This window comes from Paenarthrobacter nitroguajacolicus (assembly GCF_051027655.1).
Lineage (GTDB): Bacteria > Actinomycetota > Actinomycetes > Actinomycetales > Micrococcaceae > Arthrobacter > Arthrobacter nitroguajacolicus.
Map to the genome: position 1 here is coordinate 1656394 of NZ_CP073234.1, position 20460 is coordinate 1676853.

General features: G+C 63.4%; 20 protein-coding genes. 13 read left to right on the plus strand and 7 right to left on the minus strand.

The genetic code is table 11. The features are described from left to right. Positions 1-5 precede the first annotated feature (5 nt). The 4 genes from KCX59_RS08020 to KCX59_RS08035 are packed head-to-tail and all read left to right on the plus strand — an operon-like array spanning position 6 to position 3709. A complete protein-coding gene (locus KCX59_RS08020) occupies positions 6-1337 on the plus strand; it encodes a M50 family metallopeptidase (RefSeq protein WP_091466419.1) in 1332 nt (443 codons plus the stop codon). A 22-nt stretch (positions 1338-1359) separates the two neighbouring features. Next, entirely contained in the window at positions 1360-1653 is a 294-nt protein-coding gene (locus KCX59_RS08025; RefSeq protein ID WP_179019022.1) for a YciI family protein, read from the plus strand. Between the two features lie 48 nt (positions 1654-1701). Continuing rightward, positions 1702-2868, plus strand: a complete 1167-nt coding sequence (gene ispG / locus KCX59_RS08030; protein ID WP_011774258.1) for a flavodoxin-dependent (E)-4-hydroxy-3-methylbut-2-enyl-diphosphate synthase — start codon at positions 1702-1704, stop codon at positions 2866-2868. After that, positions 2831-3709, plus strand: a complete 879-nt coding sequence (locus KCX59_RS08035; protein WP_179019393.1) for a GNAT family N-acetyltransferase — start codon at positions 2831-2833, stop codon at positions 3707-3709. The genes ispG and KCX59_RS08035 overlap by 38 nt, the downstream gene beginning before the upstream one ends. Before the next feature lie 13 nt (positions 3710-3722). Here the strand turns inward: KCX59_RS08035 and KCX59_RS08040 are convergent, their stop codons facing one another. The 3 genes from KCX59_RS08040 to KCX59_RS08050 are packed head-to-tail and all read right to left on the minus strand — an operon-like array spanning position 3723 to position 5832. Further along, complete coding sequence (locus KCX59_RS08040) at positions 3723-4334, minus strand: TetR/AcrR family transcriptional regulator (RefSeq protein ID WP_091466420.1); 612 nt, start codon at positions 4332-4334, stop codon at positions 3723-3725. After that, positions 4331-5074: an ABC transporter permease gene (locus KCX59_RS08045; RefSeq protein ID WP_091466422.1), complete on the minus strand. Its 744-nt coding sequence runs from the start codon at positions 5072-5074 to the stop codon at positions 4331-4333. Before KCX59_RS08045 ends, KCX59_RS08040 begins: the two co-directional genes overlap by 4 nt. A gap of 8 nt (positions 5075-5082) precedes the next feature. Continuing rightward, entirely contained in the window at positions 5083-5832 is a 750-nt protein-coding gene (locus tag KCX59_RS08050; RefSeq protein ID WP_179019019.1) for an ABC transporter ATP-binding protein, read from the minus strand. 501 nt (positions 5833-6333) lie between these two features. Here KCX59_RS08050 and KCX59_RS08055 point away from each other — a divergent pair. Both KCX59_RS08055 and KCX59_RS08060 read left to right on the plus strand, forming a co-directional pair. Then, on the plus strand, positions 6334-8145 hold the full coding sequence (locus tag KCX59_RS08055) for a proline--tRNA ligase (protein WP_178996355.1): 1812 nt from the start codon (positions 6334-6336) through the stop codon (positions 8143-8145). Next, on the plus strand, positions 8142-8939 hold the full coding sequence (locus KCX59_RS08060) for a sulfite exporter TauE/SafE family protein (protein WP_179019017.1): 798 nt from the start codon (positions 8142-8144) through the stop codon (positions 8937-8939). The genes KCX59_RS08055 and KCX59_RS08060 overlap by 4 nt, the downstream gene beginning before the upstream one ends. Before the next feature lie 28 nt (positions 8940-8967). Here the strand turns inward: KCX59_RS08060 and KCX59_RS08065 are convergent, their stop codons facing one another. The 3 genes from KCX59_RS08065 to KCX59_RS08075 are packed head-to-tail and all read right to left on the minus strand — an operon-like array spanning position 8968 to position 11983. Next, the gene (locus tag KCX59_RS08065) at positions 8968-9996 is read right to left on the minus strand and encodes an aminoglycoside phosphotransferase family protein (RefSeq protein ID WP_370629231.1); all 1029 of its coding nucleotides are present in this window, start codon (positions 9994-9996) and stop codon (positions 8968-8970) included. Positions 9997-10030: 34 nt separating this feature from the next. Then, the gene (locus KCX59_RS08070) at positions 10031-10759 is read right to left on the minus strand and encodes a VIT1/CCC1 transporter family protein (RefSeq protein ID WP_178996353.1); all 729 of its coding nucleotides are present in this window, start codon (positions 10757-10759) and stop codon (positions 10031-10033) included. Between the two features lie 51 nt (positions 10760-10810). After that, positions 10811-11983: a DUF4439 domain-containing protein gene (locus KCX59_RS08075; protein ID WP_179019015.1), complete on the minus strand. Its 1173-nt coding sequence runs from the start codon at positions 11981-11983 to the stop codon at positions 10811-10813. Between the two features lie 30 nt (positions 11984-12013). Here KCX59_RS08075 and rimP point away from each other — a divergent pair, with 30 nt between their 5' ends. The 6 genes from rimP (at position 12014) to KCX59_RS08105 (ending at position 18320) form a co-directional block, all read left to right on the plus strand. Beyond that, the gene (gene rimP, locus KCX59_RS08080) at positions 12014-12625 is read left to right on the plus strand and encodes a ribosome maturation factor RimP (RefSeq protein ID WP_178996349.1); all 612 of its coding nucleotides are present in this window, start codon (positions 12014-12016) and stop codon (positions 12623-12625) included. Further along, complete coding sequence (nusA, locus tag KCX59_RS08085; protein WP_091466435.1) at positions 12625-13605, plus strand: transcription termination factor NusA; 981 nt, start codon at positions 12625-12627, stop codon at positions 13603-13605. Before rimP ends, nusA begins: the two co-directional genes overlap by 1 nt. 196 nt (positions 13606-13801) lie before the next feature. Then, positions 13802-14143 carry a YlxR family protein gene (locus KCX59_RS08090; protein WP_370629230.1) on the plus strand — a complete coding sequence of 114 codons (342 nt, stop codon included), beginning with the start codon at positions 13802-13804 and terminating at the stop codon, positions 14141-14143. Between the two features lie 152 nt (positions 14144-14295). After that, entirely contained in the window at positions 14296-17181 is a 2886-nt protein-coding gene (infB, locus tag KCX59_RS08095; protein WP_179019011.1) for a translation initiation factor IF-2, read from the plus strand. 77 nt (positions 17182-17258) lie between these two features. Further along, a complete protein-coding gene (rbfA, locus tag KCX59_RS08100) occupies positions 17259-17762 on the plus strand; it encodes a 30S ribosome-binding factor RbfA (RefSeq protein ID WP_179019009.1) in 504 nt (167 codons plus the stop codon). A gap of 75 nt (positions 17763-17837) precedes the next feature. After that, positions 17838-18320 (plus strand): nucleoside deaminase, encoded by a 483-nt coding sequence (locus KCX59_RS08105; protein WP_256870777.1) that lies wholly within the window; start codon positions 17838-17840, stop codon positions 18318-18320. Between the two features lie 25 nt (positions 18321-18345). On the opposite strand, the gene KCX59_RS08110 is transcribed toward KCX59_RS08105, so the two are convergent. Then, positions 18346-19500 carry a pyridoxal phosphate-dependent aminotransferase gene (locus tag KCX59_RS08110; protein WP_179019007.1) on the minus strand — a complete coding sequence of 385 codons (1155 nt, stop codon included), beginning with the start codon at positions 19498-19500 and terminating at the stop codon, positions 18346-18348. Between the two features lie 34 nt (positions 19501-19534). Here KCX59_RS08110 and truB point away from each other — a divergent pair, with 34 nt between their 5' ends. Continuing rightward, positions 19535-20458 (plus strand): tRNA pseudouridine(55) synthase TruB, encoded by a 924-nt coding sequence (truB, locus tag KCX59_RS08115; protein WP_178996339.1) that lies wholly within the window; start codon positions 19535-19537, stop codon positions 20456-20458. Positions 20459-20460 lie beyond the last annotated feature (2 nt).

The following is a 20460-nucleotide window of genomic DNA, read 5'->3' on the forward strand; positions in this document are numbered from 1 at the left end:
CCGGCATGAGTCCCGTCCTTCTCTTCATTCTCGGAGTCGTCTTCGTCGCGATCGGCGTAGCTGTTTCCATTGCGCTTCACGAGGTGGGCCACCTGGTTCCTGCCAAGTTGTTCAAAGTGCGCGTCACCAAGTACATGATTGGTTTCGGACCCACCTTGTGGTCCAAGAAGAAGGGCGAGACCGAGTACGGTTTCAAGGCGCTTCCGTTGGGCGGCTATGTGTCCATGATCGGCATGTACCCGCCGAACAAGGAAGACGGCGCTGTCCGCCCCTCCAGCACAGGCATGTTCCAGACGCTCGCCACTGAGGCGCGCTCCATGGCGCACGAGGAAGTGGGACCCGGGGACGAAAACCGCGTCTTCTACAAGCTTCCTGTGTGGAAAAAGATCATCGTCATGCTCGGCGGTCCTGCCATGAACATGCTGATCGGGTTGATTCTGCTGGCTGTCCTGCTCATGGGCTTCGGCATGGCCACAGCAACCACCACCATCGCGGACGTTTCCAAATGCCAGGTGGCGGCAGGGGAGACCGTGGACCCCGACTCGGCCGATTGCAAGCTGACTCCCGCCGCGGCTGCGGGCCTCCAGCCGAACGACACCATTACTTCCTTCGACGGAAAAGCCGTCACCAGCTGGGACGAACTCACCAGCTGGATCCGTGCGTCCGCCGGAAAAGACGTGCCCATCACCGTGGAGCGCAACGGATCAACCGTCGAAACCACAGTGACGCCCGTACTCTCCTCGCGGCCTGTGGTCGGTGCCGACGGCCGGCCTGAGCAGGACTCCAATGGGGTGCTGAAATACCAGGAAGTCGGATTCCTTGGGATCGGGGCCCAAAGCGAACTGGTTCCCCAGCCGGCGTCGGCCGTTCTGCCCATGGCGGGAGAAAACATCAAGCAGATATCCGGTGTGATCTTCAACCTGCCGGCCAGGGTGGTTGGTGTGGCGAAAGCGGCCTTCAGCGAAGAGCCCCGCGACCCGAACGGACCCATCAGCGTGGTGGGTGTAGGCCGGGTTGCCGGTGAAGTCGCGGCCATGGAACAGGTACCCATGCAAGCCCGCATCGGCACCCTGATCGGGTTGCTCGCCGGGCTCAACTTTGCCCTGGCGATCTTCAATCTCATTCCCCTCCTGCCCCTCGACGGCGGCCATGTAGCAGGCGCGCTCTACGAAGGGGCCCGACGCCGGGTGGCCAAGCTCCTGGGTAAACCGGACCCGGGCGCGTTCGATATCGCCAAGCTGCTGCCAGCCACGTATGTGGTCGCAGCGCTGCTGATGGCCATGGGCGCCCTCCTGATCTATGCGGACATCGTGAAGCCCGTGAACATTTTCGGCTGAGTAGGCGGGATAGGCTAGCTCCATGACTGTTTTCGCTGTTGAGTATGTATACGTCGCCGAATCCGACGCCCTCCGCGATGAAGCCCGCCCCGCACACCGTGCCTGGCTCGGCGACCTGGCCGAGGAAGGCAAACTGCTTGCCAGTGGCCCTTACGGTGACGGTGCAGGCGCCCTGCTGATCTTCAAGTCCGCGGACGAAGCCGAACTCAATGACCTCCTCAAGCAGGATCCGTTCGCCGAAGCCGGAGTTATCGCCGGCATCCGCACCACGGAATGGGCGCCTATCATCGGCGTCCTGGCTGCCTACGCGTCCTAGTCCGGACGTTCTCCACCACAACGATCCACCCCAACCCAAGGAGTCCACGTGACCTCGGTCAGCCTGGGAATGCCAGCAGCCCCACCGCCCGTTCTTGCCCCGCGCCGTAAGACGCGGCAGATCAAGGTAGGGTCCGTTGGCGTCGGTTCTGACTCGCCCATCAGCGTGCAGTCCATGACCACCACGCCCACCACGGATATCAACGCCACGCTGCAGCAGATTGCTGAGCTGACGGCTTCAGGCTGCGACATTGTGCGTGTTGCCTGCCCGTCAGCCGACGATGCCGAGGCATTGCCGATCATTGCCCGCAAGTCCCAGATTCCCGTCATTGCGGATATCCACTTCCAGCCGAAGTACGTGTTCGCCGCAATCGAAGCCGGATGCGCGGCGGTTCGCGTCAACCCTGGCAATATCCGCAAGTTCGATGACCAGGTCAAAGAAATCGCTGCAGCCGCGCGTGACCATGGAACATCCATTCGGATCGGCGTTAACGCGGGCTCCCTTGAACCCGGCATCATGAAGAAGTACGGCAAGGCCACCCCGGAGGCACTTGTTGAGTCCGCAGTCTGGGAAGCCTCGCTGTTCGAAGAGCACGGTTTCCATGACTTCAAGATCTCCGTTAAGCACAACGATCCTGTGATCATGGTGGCCGCGTACGAGATGCTGGCCGAGAAGGGCGACTGGCCTTTGCACCTTGGCGTGACCGAGGCCGGACCGGCTTTCCAGGGCACTATCAAGTCGGCAACGGCTTTCGGCGCACTCCTGTCCCGCGGCATTGGCGACACCATCCGTGTTTCCCTCTCGGCTCCGCCAGTGGAGGAAATCAAGGTGGGCAACCAGATCCTGCAATCCCTGAACCTTCGCCCGCGCAAACTCGAAATCGTCTCCTGCCCGTCCTGTGGTCGCGCGCAGGTGGACGTGTACACGCTGGCCGAGCAGGTAACAGCAGGTTTGGAAGGCATGGAGATCCCGTTGCGCGTAGCCGTCATGGGTTGCGTCGTCAACGGACCCGGTGAGGCCCGTGAAGCGGACCTCGGTGTGGCCTCCGGAAACGGCAAGGGCCAGATATTCGTGAAGGGCGAAGTCATCAAGACTGTGCCTGAGAGCGAAATTGTTGAGACACTGATCGAAGAGGCCATGCGTATCGCCGAAGAGATGGGGGAGGCCGATGGCGAAGATGCTGTCAAGGGTAGCCCCGTGGTTAGCGTCTCGTAACGAGAACGGGTTGGGAGTCAGGGTGCTCGGCAGTGCCGACACCCTGGCTCTTCGCGCCCTGGCCAAGGAAGACGTGGTAGCCAACGTTTTCATCCTCGCCCACTTGGAAAGCACCGGAACAGCGGCGCCCACCAGCGGCGGTGCCAGTATTTTCGGAGTCTTCGACGGCGAAACTCTCCTTGGCGCGTGTTGGGCGGGAGCCAACCTGGTCCCTGTGCAACTCGATCCCGGCCTGGCGGGGTACGTGGCCAGTGCGGCACACGACACAGGCCGCCGCTACGCGTCCATTTTTGGTCCGGCGGAAACTGTTTTGGCCCTCTATGCGCGGTTCGAGCAATTGGGTCACGGTGCCCACGAAGTCCGCTCCCAGCAACCGCTACTCACCATTTCCAGCCCACCGGTTATCGGCGCCAACCCTGCCTTGACCTTCGGCACAATGACGGACTTTGATCGCATCCTGCCCGCCTGCGCAGCCATGTTCGAAGAAGAAGTCGGCTACTCGCCTTTCCTGGGAGGGCAGGAGTTCTACAGCAGGCGCGTCGCAGGCCTTATTCGTGAGGGCCATTCCTTGGTCCACATCGATGCCAACGGCACAGTGGTCTTCAAAGCCGAGTTGGGTGCAGTCACGCGGGACGTCACTCAGGTTCAAGGCGTGTGGATGAACCCCGAATTGCGGGGCCGCGGCCAAAGCGGTGGCTACATGGCCGCCGTCGTGAATCTCTCGCGAACCTTCGCCCCGGTGACAAGCCTCTACGTGAATGACTACAACGCCAAAGCCCGCGCCACATATGAGCGCGTCGGCTTCGAACAAGTGGGCACCTTCGCGACGGTCCTGTTCTAGCCACAACTGACAGCTACTTGGACGAGTCAAGGTCTCCTGTGAGGTAGCGCTGGATGTTTGGTGCGACGAAGCGGACCACGTCTTCCTGATCCGCCGAGGCCAGGGGCTCGAGCCGGATCACGTAGCGGACCAGCATGAGCCCCACAACTTGCGTGGCCACAAGATTGCCGCGCACGCGTACTTCTTCGGGCGAACCGGGCAGCCCCGCCATGATCCTGGACAGTATGGTGCGGTTCACCATTTCGCGCATGAGTGCCGTCTTGGCCTTGGAGCCGATGGTTCCCCGGACAAAGGCAACCAGGCCATGCTGGGCCGGGCTTTCCCACAGCCGCAGCACTGCCCGGACAATCGCTTCCGCCCTTACGGCCGGGTCCAGGGTTTCGACGCCGGCAAGAACCTCGGCCGGGTCGGCGGGCAGTTCCACGCTGGCGGCAAAAAGCTCGTCCTTGCCCCCGAAAAAGTGGTGGACCATGGCCGGATCCACCGATGACTCGCGGGCTACTTGCCGCAGGCTCGTTCCCTCGAATCCCTGTTCAGCGAACAGTTTCCGTGCAGCTGCGAGGATGGCTTCCCGCGAATGGTCTCCTGCACTTCGGCGGCCCCGACGCGCCTGCGGGAGGCTCATCGGGTCTGCCGCCGAAGTGTTAGTGATGCCAGGACCAGGACTCCAACAACAATCCCGCCCATGATCAGGGCGTCTTGCCACATTACCGACGTGGCGTCGGCATTTCCGGCTATCTCCTTCAGGGCATCCACGGAGAACGTGAGCGGCAAAACACCGGCGATTGCTTCCAGGACCTCGTTCATATCGTCCCGGGCCACGAACAAGCCGCACAACAGGATCTGGGGCACCACCACCACCGGCATGAACTGCACGGCTTGGAACTCGGTGCGGGCGAACGCTGAACACAACAGCCCCAATGCGACGCCCAGGACGGCGTTGATGACAGCGATCATCACCACCAGGCCGGGACTTCCTTTGATGTCCAGATCGAAAATCCAGTAAGCCACCGCTGTTGCCACCAAGGACTGCAGGGCGGCCATGATGGAGAAGGCCACGGCATAGCCGAACAGCAGGTCCGCCTTGTGGATCGGGGTGGTCAGAAGGCGTTCGAGGGTCCCGGAGGTGCGTTCCCTAAGCATGGTGATGGACGTGACCAGGAACATGACCACGAAGGGGAAGATCGCCAACATCATCAGGCCCACGCGGTCAAAAGTGCGGGGGAACCCCGGTGGAAGGGTTTCGTTCTCGAAGAGGAAATAGACCGCGGTCAGGAGCAGCGCCGGGACCACGAGGATCAATGCGACGCTCCGGTGGTCATGCCTCAGCTGTCGCAGGACCCGGGTGGCGGTGGCAAATGTCATGCGGAGATTCACGAGGTCACCTGGCTCTCTTCCTGGCCACGATCGGCGGCTTTGATGATGGTAAGAAACGCCCGCTCAAGATCGTCGCTCCTGCCGCGTTCGGCCAGCTCTGCGGGAGTCAGTTGCGCCAGGAGCAGGCCATCGCGCAGCAGCAGCAGTGACGAGCAGTGGGATGCTTCCTCCATGACGTGGCTGGACACCAGCAGGGTGGTTCCGCCAGCAGCCATGGCGGCGAAACGCTCCCACAACTCGGCACGGAGTACGGGATCCAGCCCCACAGTGGGCTCGTCCAGGATCAGGAGCCGCGGATGGGCCACCAGCGCACAAGCAAGGGACACCCGGCTGAATTGCCCGCCGGACAGGTCCGCCGCCTTCTGGCGGGCAAACTCCTGAAGCCCGACGGCGGCAATTGCCTCCGCGGCGTCAGCCGCCGTTGCGCCGTGCATGGCTCCGAAATACCGGACGTTCGCTTCGACGCTGAGGTCTCCATAAACGCTCGCGCCTTGGGTGACGTATCCGACGTCGTGCCTGAGCGGTGCGCTGCCTGCCGGCTGGCCGAGGACGGTAACGGTTCCCCGAGTGATTCGCTGGACGCCGACGATTGCCCTCATGAGCGTCGTTTTGCCGCTGCCGGAAGGGCCCAGAAGCCCGGTGATGCGACCGGCGTCAACCGTGAAGTCCAGGCCTCGCAGGATCTTGGTGCGTGAACGGGAGACATGAAGTCCGGTCGCCTCGACGGCCGATGGTGCGGGTGTCATGCGGGCCTCCGATGGCTCCATTAATTCACCAACTGATGAATTAAAACTAGATCCAGCGAAGATGCAGGTCAAGGGGCCCGCCCGCGAACGCAGTCCTTGAAAATGTGTCTGCTATCACATAGGTTCTTCCCAAGCCGTGTCGTTGGGGTGCGGGTGGTACAGGGGGAATCATGACCAAGACCTTGAAGGGCGCCATAGGCGGCCGCGCCATCCGTGTTTTCGGCAGTGACCAATGCCTCTCAGCCGCAGCCGATCCCGTTCCGCTGGAGGGAACGGCGATCTAGTCCCAGGACAGAGTCTGCGGCCGGCCGGCCGCTGAGCCACGCCATCGCAGGATGACCAGCCGGTTGCGGCCAGGGGCTTCCAAACGCGACGGCGTGGCTCTTCTGTGTTCAGGCTGCCCGAACGTCATGCGGCCCGGTTCAAGCGGCCTCGCCGTCAGCCGGTAGATTAGTAGGCAGTTGTTTTTGCCACATCTGCCATAGAAACGGATACGTACCCGTGGTCCTTCGCCTTTCCCAGCTGTTCCTGCGCACCCTGCGTGAAGATCCCGTCGACGCCGAGGTCGCAAGCCACAAGCTCCTGGTGCGCGCCGGCTACATCCGCCGCGCGGCACCCGGTATCTACACGTGGCTGCCGCTGGGGCTGAGCGTCCTGCGGAAGGTGGAGGAGATCATCCGCCAGGAGATGTCCGCCATTGGTGCCCAGGAAGTCCACTTCCCTGCGCTGCTTCCCCGCGAGCCCTATGAGGCCACCAACCGTTGGACCGAATACGGCGAAGGCCTGTTCCGCCTCCAGGACCGCAAAGGTGCGGACTACCTCCTTGCCCCCACGCACGAGGAAATGTTCACTCTCCTGGTCAAGGATCTGTACTCCTCGTACAAGGACCTGCCGCTGAGCCTCTACCAGATCCAGAACAAGTACCGCGATGAAGCGCGTCCGCGGGCAGGACTCCTCCGTGGCCGCGAGTTCATCATGAAGGACTCCTACTCCTTCGACATTGACGACGCCGGCTTGGACGCAAGCTACGCCGCCCACCGCGGTGCTTACCTGAAGATCTTTGCGCGCCTGGGCCTGGAAGTCATTCCTGTTGCCGCCACCGCTGGTGCCATGGGTGGCTCCAAGAGTGAGGAGTTCCTGTTCCCCACCGAGATCGGCGAGGACACGTTTGTACGCTCGGCCGGCGGCTACTACGCCAACGTTGAAGCCGTGACCACTGTGGTTCCGGACGATATCGACTTCACCAACGCTCCGGCGGCTGAGGTCCTGGACACCCCGAACACCCCCACCATCGATACTTTGGTGGACGCCGCCAACCAGCTCGCTCCCCGAAGCGAGGCCGACGGCGGCGCCTGGACTGCCGCTGATACTCTCAAGAATGTTGTCCTTGCCGTCACGCTGCCCACGGGTGAGCGCCAGATCGTGGTTATCGGCGTTCCTGGCGACCGCGGCGTAGACCTCAAGCGCGTGGAAGCCAACATCGGATCCCACCTGCCCATCGCCGGTGAAATCGGCCTCGAGGCTGCCAACGAAGAGGACCTCAAGAAGCTGCCGTGGCTGGTCAAGGGCTACATCGGACCGGGACTGTCCCTTGACGAACCCGTCCTTGGCCTTGAAGGGTCCTCCAAGGTGCTCTTCCTTGTGGATCCCCGCGTTGTCTCCGGCACCAGCTGGGTGACCGGTGCCAACGCTGACGGCAAGCATGTCTTCGGGTTGGTCGCCGGCCGCGACTTCACATGGGACGGCGTCATTGAGAGCACTGACGTGCGTGCGGGCGATCCCGCCCCGGACGGTTCCGGACCGCTGGAAACCGCGCGTGGCATCGAAATGGGCCACATCTTCCAGCTCGGTCGCAAGTATGCCGAGGCCCTGGACCTGAAGGTCCTGGATCAGAACGGCAAGCAGCAGGTTGTCACCATGGGTTCCTACGGCGTTGGCGTGACGCGTGCTGTCGCGGCGCTGGCCGAAGCAAACCATGACGACCGCGGCCTCGTGTGGCCGCGCTCCGTGGCTCCGGCAGATGTGCATGTCGTGGCAGTCGGCCGTGGCGATGAGATCTTCGAAACCGCTGAAAGGCTCTCGGCTGAGCTTGAAGCTGCCGGCTTGGACGTCATTTTCGACGACCGCCCGAAGGTATCTCCCGGCGTGAAGTTCGGTGACGCCGAACTCGTAGGTGTGCCCACCATCCTGGCCGTTGGCCGCGGGCTGGTTGACGGTGTGGTTGAAATCAAGGACCGCCGCAGCGGCGAAGCCGAGAACATTTCGGTGGACAAAGCCGTGGATTACGTGGTCAACGCTGTACGAACCCGGTGATTTCCGGCTTCGAATCGATCCAGCTCACCACACTCATCCTGATTGTGGTGGCCGGATTCGCGGCAGGCTGGGTTGACGCCGTAGTTGGGGGCGGGGGACTGATTCAGCTCCCCGCCCTGCTGCTGGTACCCGGCATCACGCCGGTCCAGGCCTTGGCCACGAACAAGATGGGCTCCATCTTCGGGACCACCACCAGCGCGGTTACCTACTATCGCCGCGTCGGCCCGGATCTCAAGACCGCGATTCCCATGGCGGTCATCGCACTCGCCGGGAGCTTCGGCGGGGCCGTCCTTGCTGCGTCTCTTCCGGCCAGCGTCTTCAAACCGATCATTGTGGTGGCGCTGATCGCCGTCGCTGTTTTCACTGCCTTGCGTCCCGGCGCCGGTGAACTGACAGCGCTACGCCACGATGGCCATAAGCATTACGTGGTGGCCTGCCTTATTGGCGGCGTCATCGGCTTTTATGACGGCCTGATCGGCCCCGGTACTGGCTCGTTCCTGGTGATTGCCCTCGTTTCGGCGATGGGTTACGCCTTCCTCGAGGCCAGCGCCAAAGCGAAAATCGTCAACATGGCCACCAATGCCGGAGCCTTGATCTTCTTCCTCCCGCACGGTTCGTTGCTCTGGGGCGTGGGACTGGTCCTGGGCCTGGCAAACATGGCGGGGGGCTATCTCGGGGCCAGAACCGCCGTTGCGAAGGGAAGTAAGTTCGTGCGCCTCGTTTTCCTGGTGGTGGTGGCGGCGCTGATCATCAAACTTGGCATGGACGTCTGGAATGAGAACTTCGCAGCGTAGAAGCGCTGCGCATGGCAGGACCTTGGGATCAGGCCGCTTCGCCGGGATCGGGGAGATCATGTGCTGATGGCAAGGTGTCCAGTGTGCTGCCGGCGAGGGTGCTGGCGACCCATAGGGAGCGGGCAAGGTCACCGTCGTGAGGTACAGAACGCTTTGCGGCATACCACAAAGCGTTCTGCACCTCTCGGGCGATGCTCCATTGCCGGGCAACCTCGGGGTCCAATCCAGCCGCTTTGCTGAAGTCATGGCACCGCTCCAGCAACCCGGCCTCCGGGTCGGTCCGCGGAAGGTCGTGGATGCGGTTCCACAGGATGGGGGCGACGGCGAACTCCGCTTCGCCTATCTGTGGTTGGGGATCTATGGCCAGATAATCTCCGCGGAGGGAGAGTCTTTCGGCAGTTGTGGTGCCAAGGACATTCATGAAGTGAAGGTCAGTGTGCACCAGGACATCCGTGCCGGAACGGCGACCCACGGCTCCACGCGTCTGGCACACCTCCAGTGCCGCTTCAAGGAGCCACCTCGGGAAGGGGCGGTCAAGGCGCTCCCATTCTGCAGGGAGCTCATCGCTCCACCGCTCGGCGGTTGCCGCAACATGATCGAAAGCCCGCCACTCAAGACGGTCATCGGGCTGGATCGAGAGCTCGCGCACGATCGTGCCCCATACGTCCCTGGCTTCGTCCAACGGGGCGTCCTGGAGCCAGCGTGAGGCGTCCAGGCGTTCAAGCAACATGGAGCAGCTTGCGTCGTCGGACGCCAGGAGGCGAACCGCGCCGCGGCCATTCCAAAGCGCCAGTGCGTGGCGCTCCACCAGAGCTTCTTCATGGGGGAAGGCGATCTTCAGTGCTGCGGGTGCGCCGCTCTGAAGAACAGGCACCACCAAGGCTCCGTGACCGTTCCAAGGCTCAGTGCCTGGCGCCAGGTCCACTGATAGCTGCCAGCGGTCCAAAGCGGCCGCGATAAGCCCCGGGAGGCTGGCCAGCCAATCCCTGCCCGCGGAGTCGCGGTTGTACCGGGCGTGGAGGTCGCCCGGAATGGGAATCATCGCGTGAAGGGTCACGCCAACAGCCTAACTCCGAGTCAACGCGAGCCTCCTAGAAAACGCCGCTCGCGCCCAACAGGGTTCCGATCGAGTACGTAGCGGCCAGCGCCAAAGCACCGCCGAGCACTACCCGGACTGCCGCGCGGAAGCGGGAAGCGCCGCCTATCCAAGCACCAACGGCGCCGGTGATTGCCAAGGCCAGGAGAACTGCGATGAACGTCAACGGGACCCGCAACTCCGGGGGAGGAAGCAGGATGGCCAGCATAGGCAGCACCGCTCCCAAGGTGAATGCCACGGCAGAAGCCAGGGCTGCGTTCCAGGGACTGACGATGTCGTCCTCATTGATATTCAGCTCGGCGGAGAGGTGGGCGGCCAACGCGTCGTGTTCGGTCAGTTCCTGCGCAACGGCCCGGGCTGTCTTGGTGCTGAGCCCCTTGGCCTCGTAGATCGCGGCCAGCTCATCGAGTTCATCCTCCGGTTGCTCCGCCAGTTCTCGTTTTTCTTTTTCGATCAACGCTTTTTGGGTGTCGCTTTGGCTGCTGACTGACACGTATTCACCCAAAGCCATGGAGATGGCGCCACCCACCAAGCCGGCCGTGCCTGCGGCGAGGATGCTGCCAGTGCTGGTCGTGGCGCCTGCTACACCCACCACAATCGCGGCGACGGACACGATGCCGTCATTGGCACCCAGGACTCCTGCCCGCAACCAGTTCAACCGGTGGGCCAGATCGTCCCGGTGGGGTTCGTTCTCGTGTGTGGTGGCAGTTTCTGTGGAAGCCATGCATCAAGCCAAGCACTGGCAGTCCGCCCTGACCAGCATGGCTAGGCTGGCCTATCCGCCGTTGGAAGTGGAAGTGGGTGTAGTGGTGGGCGTCGGCAGGGAAGGCAGCTCGCCGGCGTCGAGCATGAGTCCTGGCAACGCAGGCAGGGGCGCGCCCCAGGCAGCGCTCCTCCGGGCAGCGGCCAGGAGGCCGTCAACGGCCCACGTCCGGGTCTCGTCCGTAGACAGGGCAACCAGGTCACCGAGGCGAGGCAGGGAAGCAAGTTCAACGGAACCCAGGAAAGCGGCCGGGTCTTGGGCGAATTGTTCCGGCAGCTGGTAGCCCGCCTCGCCTGGAGGTGTGTCCGCGCAGTTGGCGCTGGTCAGCGATTCTGCCTGCTGAAGCAGTACCTCGTGCATTTGCAAGTACTTGGCAGCAGCCGCCGAGTTCGAAGCGTCCAGCCGCTTCAGCGCCACCTGGTAAACGTAGATCGCTTCCTGCTGCGAGCGCACCACCGCAGCCAGAGCGGTGTCGGTAGTGGCGGAGGTCGGCTCCGGGGTGGGGCTGGCTGACGGACAGGAGGCCGCAAGGGGCGTTGCCGCAGGAGCTTTGGTGCCTGCTGCTGTTGGCTGCTGAGGCATCGGTAGCTGCCACTTCGCAGCCAGCCTTTCCGCCTGAAGCAGTTGCGCGGTTCCGACGGCGGCGAGCAGGCGGGCGATCCCGCCGTCGGCTTCGCGGGCGTCGTCGAGTCGCTTCCGGCCGCTGTCGGCCAACCCGGCCAGGAAAGAGGTGCGGCTGGTTGGTGTGGCTGCACTTTCCTGATCAGCAGTGGCTGAACCGCCGGATGACGTGGCGCGCGGCGCAGCGGCGTGAGGGCCCTGCAAGGCCTGCGCATGGGTTGTCAGCAAAGTCACAGCGTTGCCGAGCGTGGAATTTCCGGTATCAGGAGCCGGCATGTCCGCCAGCTTGGCGGCCGATTCCCGCAGCAGGAGCGTGTCCTCCAGCGCCACGACGCGGGCCTTTTCGGAGAAGGGAACCGCCGGGGGAGTGCCGGAATCACGCGGAATAAGTACCATTCCGGTGCCCGCAACAAGCAGCGCCACCACGGCAACCAGCAAAACCCGGCCCCAGGGTGGTGTTCGTCTTTTTTCGCTTGTCTGCCCGTTCACAACAGACCATGGTGTCACGTGGGCAGGGAAGTCCGTGCACCATGTTCCCGGGAAAATCGTTAGGCTAGTAGTCACAACAACATCTAAAGGGAGGCGGCGGGCAACGTGAGTGACTCGGAAGCCACGACTTCAACAGACCGTTCTGAATCGAACTCAGCGGCCACCATCCACAACCCGGAAGAGAGCAGGCTTAGGGCGCTGCTTGAACCCGCTGTCCTTGCCAGCAGGCTCTACCTCGAGGATGTTTCCATCCACGTTGCCGGTTCACACCGCACGGTCCACGTCGTCGTGGACCTTCCGCAGGAAGAGACCGGGGGCGTCAGCCTTGACGCCATCGCTGAGGTCTCCCGCGGCCTGTCCGATATTCTGGACAATGATCCCCATGACGACGGCCGTCCGTACGACCTTGAGGTTTCTTCCCCGGGAGTAGGCCGTCCCCTGACAGAGCCGCGTCACTGGCATCGCGCCCGCGGCCGCATGGTCAGGGTCAACGTCATCCAAGGGGATAACCTCCTGGGCCGTATCGCCTCGGTTGGGGATGATGCCGTGACGCTCATCCCCGAGCATGAGGTCAAAAAGGGCATGAAGCCCAAGCAGGGCGAACCCATCACTATTCCTTTCGACAGGATCCGCCAAGGGAAAGTCGAGATTGAATTCAGCCACCTCCACGAGGCTGCGCTGGAAGACGAGCACAACGGACCTTCCGAGGAGGCCTAATGGATATTGACATGAGCGCACTGAGACTCCTGGAGCGTGAGCGTGAAATCCCGCTGGATCTCCTGATTCCCACCATCGAGCAGGCGCTGTTGGTGGCGTACCACAAGACGCCCGGCGCCTTCGAAAAGGCCCGCGCTGAACTGGACCGCAAGAGCGGTCACGTGACCATCTGGGCGACGGAAATCGACGACGACGGCGAACCCATCGGCGAGTTCGAGGACACCCCGGCCGGTTTCGGCCGCATCGCCGCAAGCACCGCGCGCCAGATCATCCTGCAGCGCCTTCGCGACGTGGAAGACGACAACGTGCTGGGCGAGTTCAAGGGCCGTGAAGGCGAGCTTGTAGCCGGCATGATCCAGCAGGGCAACAACCCGCACATGATTCAGGTCAACCTGGGAGCTGTGGAAGCGTTGCTGCCGCCGCCCGAGCAGGTTCCGGGTGAGAAGTACCTCCACGGAAGCCGCTTGCGTGCCTTCGTGGTGGATGTACACCGCGGGGCCAAGGGACCATCCATCACCTTGTCCCGCTCGCACCCCGGCCTGGTCCGGAAGCTGTTCGAAATGGAAGTTCCGGAAATTGCGGACCACTCCGTGGAGATCGTGGCCCTGGCCCGCGAAGCCGGTCACCGCACCAAGATCGCAGTGAAGGCAAACACTCCCGGCGTCAACGCCAAGGGTGCCTGCATCGGTGAAATGGGTTCCCGTGTCCGGGCTGTCATGACCGAACTGAACGACGAGAAGATCGACATCGTGGACTTCAGTGATGACCCCGCGACCTTCATTGCCAACTCGTTGTCGCCGTCGCGAGTGAATTCCGTCACTATCACGGACGAAGCCACCCGCTCCGCCCGCGTGGTTGTGCCTGATTACCAGCTTTCGCTGGCGATCGGGAAGGAAGGCCAGAACGCCCGACTCGCAGCCAAGCTGACGGGTTGGCGCATTGATATCGTCTCGGACGCGGCTCCGGCCAAGACGGACTAGCGGTTCAACCGGCGGCCGTGCCGCCGGTTCTGCGCCGCGCTGGTGGCTTACTTGGTTTCGGGAGACCGGGGCCGGGGGGCTAGACTAGATGGAACCGGGCTTACGTCCGGTATCCGCGCGCTTTGGCGTGCCTCAGCTGCATGCGCAGGACCGGGGCCCGTCGGGTGCCAGTAGCGTAAGGCAGGTTGGACACGTCGTGGCTGAACTGCTTGAACATGGCCACGGGCCTGTTCGCACGTGCATCGGATGCCGGAAGCAAGGCTCCCGGTCCGAGCTTGTCCGGCTAGTCGCCCAAGGCGGCGGTTCGTCCGCCGTCCTGGTGGATGAACGACGCCGGATGGCCGGCAGGGGTGCGTGGCTGCACCCCAGCGAAAAGTGCTTGGCATTGGCGATCAAGCGGCGAGCTTTCGGAAGGGCCCTTGCGGGTGCATCCGATACAGGCGCCGTAGAGAGATACCTGATGTCCGGTACGCCACTTGTGGAGGCCCAGGCCGCCGCAGGAAAACCGTCCAAACCTGAAAGCGGGTCAGAAAACTGATGGAAACCCGATGAGTTCCCAGCGATGAGTGCGTAACGATGACAACTTTGTTGCGCTCTGCAATGGGCCTTTCAATCGCGCAAGCGGCGAAGGCCCGCAGTAAGAAGTAGACGGTTCGTGCCTGGCTCGGTGCGGACCGAGACAGGAGAAATGTGGCCAAGGTCCGCGTACATGAGCTCGCCAAAGAGCTCGGTATTACTTCCAAAGATGCAGTAACCAAACTGCAGGAATTGGGCGAATTCGTTCGCTCCGCCTCTTCAACAATTGAGGCCCCCGTCGTGAAGAAGCTTCGCGACGCCTACCCGGGTGCCGGCGCTGCCAAAGCCGCCGCACCCGCTGCAGCCCCCAAAGCTCCCGCAGCATCCCGTCCGGCAGCTCCGGCACCGGGTCCTGCAGCGCCGAAGGCTCCGGCCCCGGCACCTGCAGCCCCCGCTCCGGCAGCTCCGGCCGCCACTACACCGGCAGCTCCTGCTGCCACTGCTCCGGCAGCACCCGCGCCGGCAGCCCCTGCGGCTCCTGCCGCATCCACCCCGGTTTCGGCCAAGCCCGGCGCCCGTCCTGCTCCCAAGGCAGAGACTCCGGCTCCGGCACGTCAAGGTGGCCAGGCTCCGCGTCCCGGCGGACCTCGTCCGGGCAACAACCCGTTTGCTACGTCCCAGGGCATGCCCCGGGGCCGTGGTGGCGACGGAGACCGTCCGCCGCGTCCGGGTAACAACCCGTTTGCACCGTCCCAGGGCATGCCCCGGGGCGAACGCCGCAACGATGGCGAACGCCCCGGTGGTCCGCGTCCCGCGGCTGGCGCAGGCGGACCCCGTCCCGCAGCAGGTACCGGTGGACCCCGTCCGGGCGCTCCGCGTCCCGGTGCACCCCGTCCGGGCGCTCCGCGTCCCGCCGGCGGTCCGGGTGCCGGAAACCGTCCTACCCCGGGCATGATGCCCAACCGCACTGAGCGTCCGGCTCCCGGTGGCGCAGGCCGTCCGGGTGGCGCCGGCCGTCCCGGTGGCGGACCCGGTCGTCCCGGTGGCGCACCTGGTGCAGGCACTGGTGGCGGAGCTCCCGCCGGCGGTGGCTTCGGCAAGGGTGGCCGCGGTCGCGGTGGTACCCAGGGTGCCTTCGGCAAGGGCGGCGCCGGTCGTGGTAAGCAGCGCAAGTCGAAGCGTGCGAAGCGCCAGGAACTGGAGCAGATGAGTGCTCCGTCACTGGGCGGCGTATCAGTACCCCGCGGTGATGGCGAGACCATCATCCGCCTGCGTCGTGGCTCGTCCATCACGGACTTTGCCGAGAAGATTGACGCGAACCCCGCATCGCTGGTGACCGTTCTGTTCCACCTCGGTGAGATGGCAACGGCTACGCAGTCCTTGGACGAAGACACCTTTGGCCTGCTTGGCGCCGAACTCGGCTACAAGCTCCAGGTTGTTTCCCCCGAGGATGAAGAACGCGAGCTGCTGGACCAGTTCGACATCAACATCCAGGACGAACTCGACGCCGAAGGCGACGACGTCCTCGAGGCCCGCGCACCGGTTGTCACCGTCATGGGTCACGTTGACCACGGTAAGACCCGCCTGTTGGATGCCATCCGCAACTCGAACGTTGTGGCCGGCGAGCATGGTGGCATCACCCAGCACATTGGTGCTTACCAGATCAGCCACGTCCACGAGGGCACGGCCCGCGATATCACCTTCATTGACACCCCCGGTCACGAGGCCTTCACGGCCATGCGTGCACGTGGTGCCAAGGTCACCGACATCGCGATCCTGGTTGTCGCAGCCGACGACGGCGTTATGCCGCAGACGGTGGAAGCACTCAACCACGCCCAGGCAGCAAACGTGCCGATCGTCGTCGCCGTGAACAAGATCGACAAGGAAGGCGCCAACCCTGACAAGGTCAAGGGCCAGCTGACCGAGTACGGCCTGGTTCCCGAAGAATACGGTGGCGACACCATGTTCGTTGAGGTCTCTGCCCGCCAGAACCTCAACATCGACGAACTGATCGACGCCGTCCTGCTGACGGCCGATGCCGCACTGGATCTGCGCGCCAACCCGGACAAGGACGCTCGAGGCATTGCCATCGAAGCGAACCTCGACAAGGGCCGCGGTGCCGTTGCTACCGTCCTGGTGCAGTCCGGAACCCTGGCAGTGGGCGACACGATCGTGGCCGGTACGGCTCACGGCCGCGTCCGCGCCATGTTCGACGAGAACGGCGAGGCACTCGATGTCGCACTGCCGTCCCGCCCGGTCCAGGTCCTCGGCCTGTCCAACGTGCCGCGCGCAGGTGACACCTTCCTGGTGACCCCTGACGAGCGTACGGCCCGCCAGATCGCTGAGAAGCGTGAAGCTGCCGACCGCAACGCTGCACTGGCCAAGCGTCGCAAGCGCATCAGCCTGGAAGACTTCGACCAGGCCGTTGCCGAAGGCAAGATCGACACCCTCAACCTCATCCTCAAGGGTGACGTGTCCGGTGCCGTGGAAGCCCTCGAAGACGCCTTGCTCAAGATCGACGTCGGAGACGACGACGTTCAGCTTCGTGTCATCCACCGCGGTGTGGGTGCCATCACGCAGAACGACGTCAACCTCGCCACGGTGGACAACGCCATCATCATCGGCTTCAACGTCAAGCCGGCCGAGCGTGTTGCTGAACTGGCTGACCGTGAAGGCGTGGACATGCGCTTCTACTCGGTTATCTACGCAGCAATCGATGACATCGAGATGGCCCTCAAGGGCATGCTCAAGCCGGAATACGAAGAAGTCCAGCTCGGTACTGCCGAGGTTCGCGAAGTCTTCCGTTCTTCCAAGTTCGGAAACATCGCCGGCTCGATCGTCCGCACGGGCATCATCCGCCGTAACAGCAAGGCACGTGTCAGCCGCGACGGCAAGGTCATCGGTGACAACCTCACCGTTGAGACGCTCAAGCGCTTCAAGGATGACGCCACCGAAGTCCGCACCGACTTCGAGTGTGGTATCGGTCTTGGCTCCTTCAATGACATCACTGAAGGCGACATCATCGAGACCTTCGAAATGCGCGAAAAGCCGCGTAGCTAGGTTCCGTTTGGAACGGGTCCGTCGGGTAGCCCCGGCGGACCCGTTCCTTCCCCTTTTCTACTTACCAGGAGGAAGTCATGGCTGATCCCGCACGCGCTGCCAAGCTGGCACAGCGGATAAAGGTCGTCGTCGCTGAGGCCCTCGGACGACGGGTCAAGGATCCGCGCGTCGAGTCCATCACGGTCACGGACGCCCGCGTCACCAACGACCTTCAGCACGCCACCATCTATTACACCGTTTTTGGTGACGATGTAGCCCAGGCAGATGCTGCCAGGGCGCTGGAGAAGGCCAAGGGTGTGCTGCGCCAGGAAGTCGGCCGGAACATCACTGTTCGCCTCACTCCGACACTCGAGTTCGTGGCTGACCAGATTCCGGTCAATGCCTCCAACCTGGAGGAGCTCCTCCGTGAAGCCAAGCGTCGCGACGCAGAGGTAGCCGCTTTGGCTGCCAGTGCCAAGCACGCAGGCGAGGCAGACCCTTACAAGGGTGACTCTCCGGAGGACGTTGACGAGGACGACTTCGACGAAGAGGACAATGACCTCTCCGGCGATAACGAACTCGACGAAGACGCCAACCGCTAGTTTTTGAGCAACTGATGCCCCTAAGAAGCCTTCTTAGGGGCATTTGCTGTACTCAAACTCGCTATGATCGGGAGCATGTCGCCGCACAGTGCTCAGCAACGAGATGAATACCTGAACCTGGCCATCAAGCTGGCCGTGCAAAATGTTTCCGACGGCGGCGGCCCTTTCGGCGCCGTCGTGGTCGCCCCGGACGGAACCGTCCATGAGGGAGTCAACCGGGTCACGCGGGACCACGATCCCACAGCACATGCCGAAGTGGTGGCAATCCGCCGTGCCGCAGCTGCGACCAGGAGGTTCGACCTCACGGGGTCCGTTCTCTACGCAAGCTGTGAACCATGCCCGCTGTGCCTATCCGCCACACTCTGGGCCAGGATCGGGCATGTCTATTTCGCGGCAGACCGGCACGGCGCGGCCAGGGCGGGCTTCGACGACGCTGTGTTCTACGAGTATTTCGCAGGCACCAGACCGGAACTGCTGCCCGTGGAGCATGCCGAGTTGGCCGCTTCAGATGAACCCTTCGACGCATGGCGGAGCCACGCGCACAGGACGAGCTACTGAGCCCGATACTGAGAAACCGCGTTGGCTAAACCTTGGCTGGGAGGCGGCTGACGCCGTCGAGCAGGTCTTGTTTACCGCCGCAAAGGGCGATCCTGATCCAGCCCTCGCCGATCGAGCCGAATGCCGTACCGGGAGCGAAGGACACTCCGGACTCAGCCAGGAAGGCCCGCACCCAGGCCCTGACATCCCCGCCGCTCAGATGCGAGACGTCGGCCCACAGGTAGAACGCCCCCTGGGCGCCCAGGAACGGAATTCCCTTCTTCGCCAAAACAGCTGAGGCTGCATCCCGGTTACTCCGGTAGTGGTCGCGAGCCTGGGAAACATAGTCCTGGGGTCCTGTCAGCGCGGCCAAGGCGGCGTACTGCGAAGGAGACGCGACGCAGGACACGATTGACTCCATAACGTTGTTCATCTTCGGCTCCAACCCTGGCGGGCAGATCAACGCTCCAATCCGAAGGCCAGTTAGCCCGTAGGTCTTGGACAGTGTCAGGGAAGTGAAGACCCGCGCTTCTCCGGGGATGTCGCTGTCGAAGCGCGCAGGGCTGACATGGGGGACATCGAACGTGAAGGATTCATAGCATTCGTCGGAGATGATCCAAAGGTCATGGCGAACGGCAAGCTCCACCAGTTGGCGCGTGGATTCTTCGCTGAAGACGGCGCCCAAGGGGTTGGACGGGGAGTTCAACATGAGGACCCGGGTGCTTGGCGTGATGAGGGCCTCGATGTCCTCAATGCGCGGCTGGAAGTCGTTCTGCGGGTATAGCGGATACTGCACCGGCACGGCGTGCAGCAGCCTGCTGGTCATGGCGAAGGTGGGGTAGCCGGGGTTGGGGATGAGAATCTCATCGCCGGGGGAGAGGAGGAGGCTCATGGCGAAGTGCAGTCCCTGTTGGGCGCCGTCCACTACGTACACACGATCCGCGCCGATATCCACGTTTTGCTGTTCCCGGAAGCGGGCGGCAAAGGCTTCACGGAGGGCGGGGATCCCGGCGTTGGGTGTGTAGTTGGTCTCATCCCGATCCAGGCAGTCAATGCCGGCGTCGAGGATGTGCCGGGGTAAGGCAAAGCCCGGCTCCCCGATGCTGAGGACGATTGCTCCGGGGGTGGACCACGCAGCTTCGGTGATCTCACGGATCTGGTTCACAGGGACGTCGCGGACATGCGCGGCAAGGTCAGGCATGGGAGCCATCCTAGCCACCCATATACTGGTAAGCGTGCTTTCTGGACTGGTAATCGTTGACAAACCGCAGGGATGGACCAGCCATGATGTGGTTGGCCGGATGCGGCGGCTGGCCGGCACCCGGAAAGTGGGCCATGCGGGCACGCTTGATCCCATGGCAACCGGCGTTCTGGTGCTCGGCATCAACAAGGCCACGCGCCTGCTGACCTACATTGTGGGCACGTCCAAGACGTACACCGCCACTATCAGGCTGGGCGAAACCACCATCACCGACGACGCCGAGGGCGAGGTCACGGAGGCCCGCACCGCAGCGGACATTACTGATGACGCCGTTGCCGTCGGTGTTGCCGCGCTCACCGGGCCCATCCAGCAGGTTCCCAGCAGCGTCAGCGCCATCAAGGTCAATGGCGAACGCTCCTACGCCCGTGTCCGCTCGGGCGAAGAGGTCAAGCTCGCGGCTCGCCCGGTCACCATCCACCGCTTCGATGTCCACTCCATCACCAGGATCGACGGCGGCAGGGTAGTTGATGTCGACGTCACCGTTGAGTGTTCTTCCGGCACGTACATCAGGGCGTTGGCCCGGGACCTCGGCAACGCCTTGGGCGTCGGTGGGCACCTCACAGCCCTGCGCAGGACCCAAGTTGGCCCGTACTCCCTCGATCAAGCGCGCACGCTCGAGGAGCTGGCAGAAGAGCTCGAGGTTTTGGAGATGTCCTTGGCAGCACGCTCGCTGATGCCCAACCGGGAGTTGAGCGAGGAAGAAACCACCGAGATATCTTTTGGCCGCCGCATCGCTGCCGGACCGGGAGCAGGAACGCCGGACGCTGCCACGGCCGAAAAGCCTGCCGCCGCGTTCGCGCCGTCGGGGGAGCTCGTGGCATTGCTGGCAGACACGGGCAGCTTCGCTAAGCCCGTGCTGGTCTTTGCTCCGGGAACTGGAACAGGGCAGGCAAAATAGGC

Coding starts and splice junctions, on each gene's coding strand:
- KCX59_RS08040 (WP_091466420.1), bottom strand. CDS start 4,334: ATGAGCCTCCCGCAGGCGCGTCGGGGCCGCCGAAGTGCAGGAGACCAT.
- rbfA (WP_179019009.1), top strand. CDS start 17,259: ATGGCTGATCCCGCACGCGCTGCCAAGCTGGCACAGCGGATAAAGGTC.
- KCX59_RS08105 (WP_256870777.1), top strand. CDS start 17,838: ATGTCGCCGCACAGTGCTCAGCAACGAGATGAATACCTGAACCTGGCC.
- KCX59_RS08020 (WP_091466419.1), top strand. CDS start 6: ATGAGTCCCGTCCTTCTCTTCATTCTCGGAGTCGTCTTCGTCGCGATC.
- KCX59_RS08045 (WP_091466422.1), bottom strand. CDS start 5,074: ATGACATTTGCCACCGCCACCCGGGTCCTGCGACAGCTGAGGCATGAC.
- KCX59_RS08070 (WP_178996353.1), bottom strand. CDS start 10,759: ATGGCTTCCACAGAAACTGCCACCACACACGAGAACGAACCCCACCGG.
- KCX59_RS08050 (WP_179019019.1), bottom strand. CDS start 5,832: ATGACACCCGCACCATCGGCCGTCGAGGCGACCGGACTTCATGTCTCC.
- nusA (WP_091466435.1), top strand. CDS start 12,625: ATGGATATTGACATGAGCGCACTGAGACTCCTGGAGCGTGAGCGTGAA.
- KCX59_RS08025 (WP_179019022.1), top strand. CDS start 1,360: ATGACTGTTTTCGCTGTTGAGTATGTATACGTCGCCGAATCCGACGCC.
- KCX59_RS08110 (WP_179019007.1), bottom strand. CDS start 19,500: ATGCCTGACCTTGCCGCGCATGTCCGCGACGTCCCTGTGAACCAGATC.
- KCX59_RS08035 (WP_179019393.1), top strand. CDS start 2,831: ATGCTGTCAAGGGTAGCCCCGTGGTTAGCGTCTCGTAACGAGAACGGG.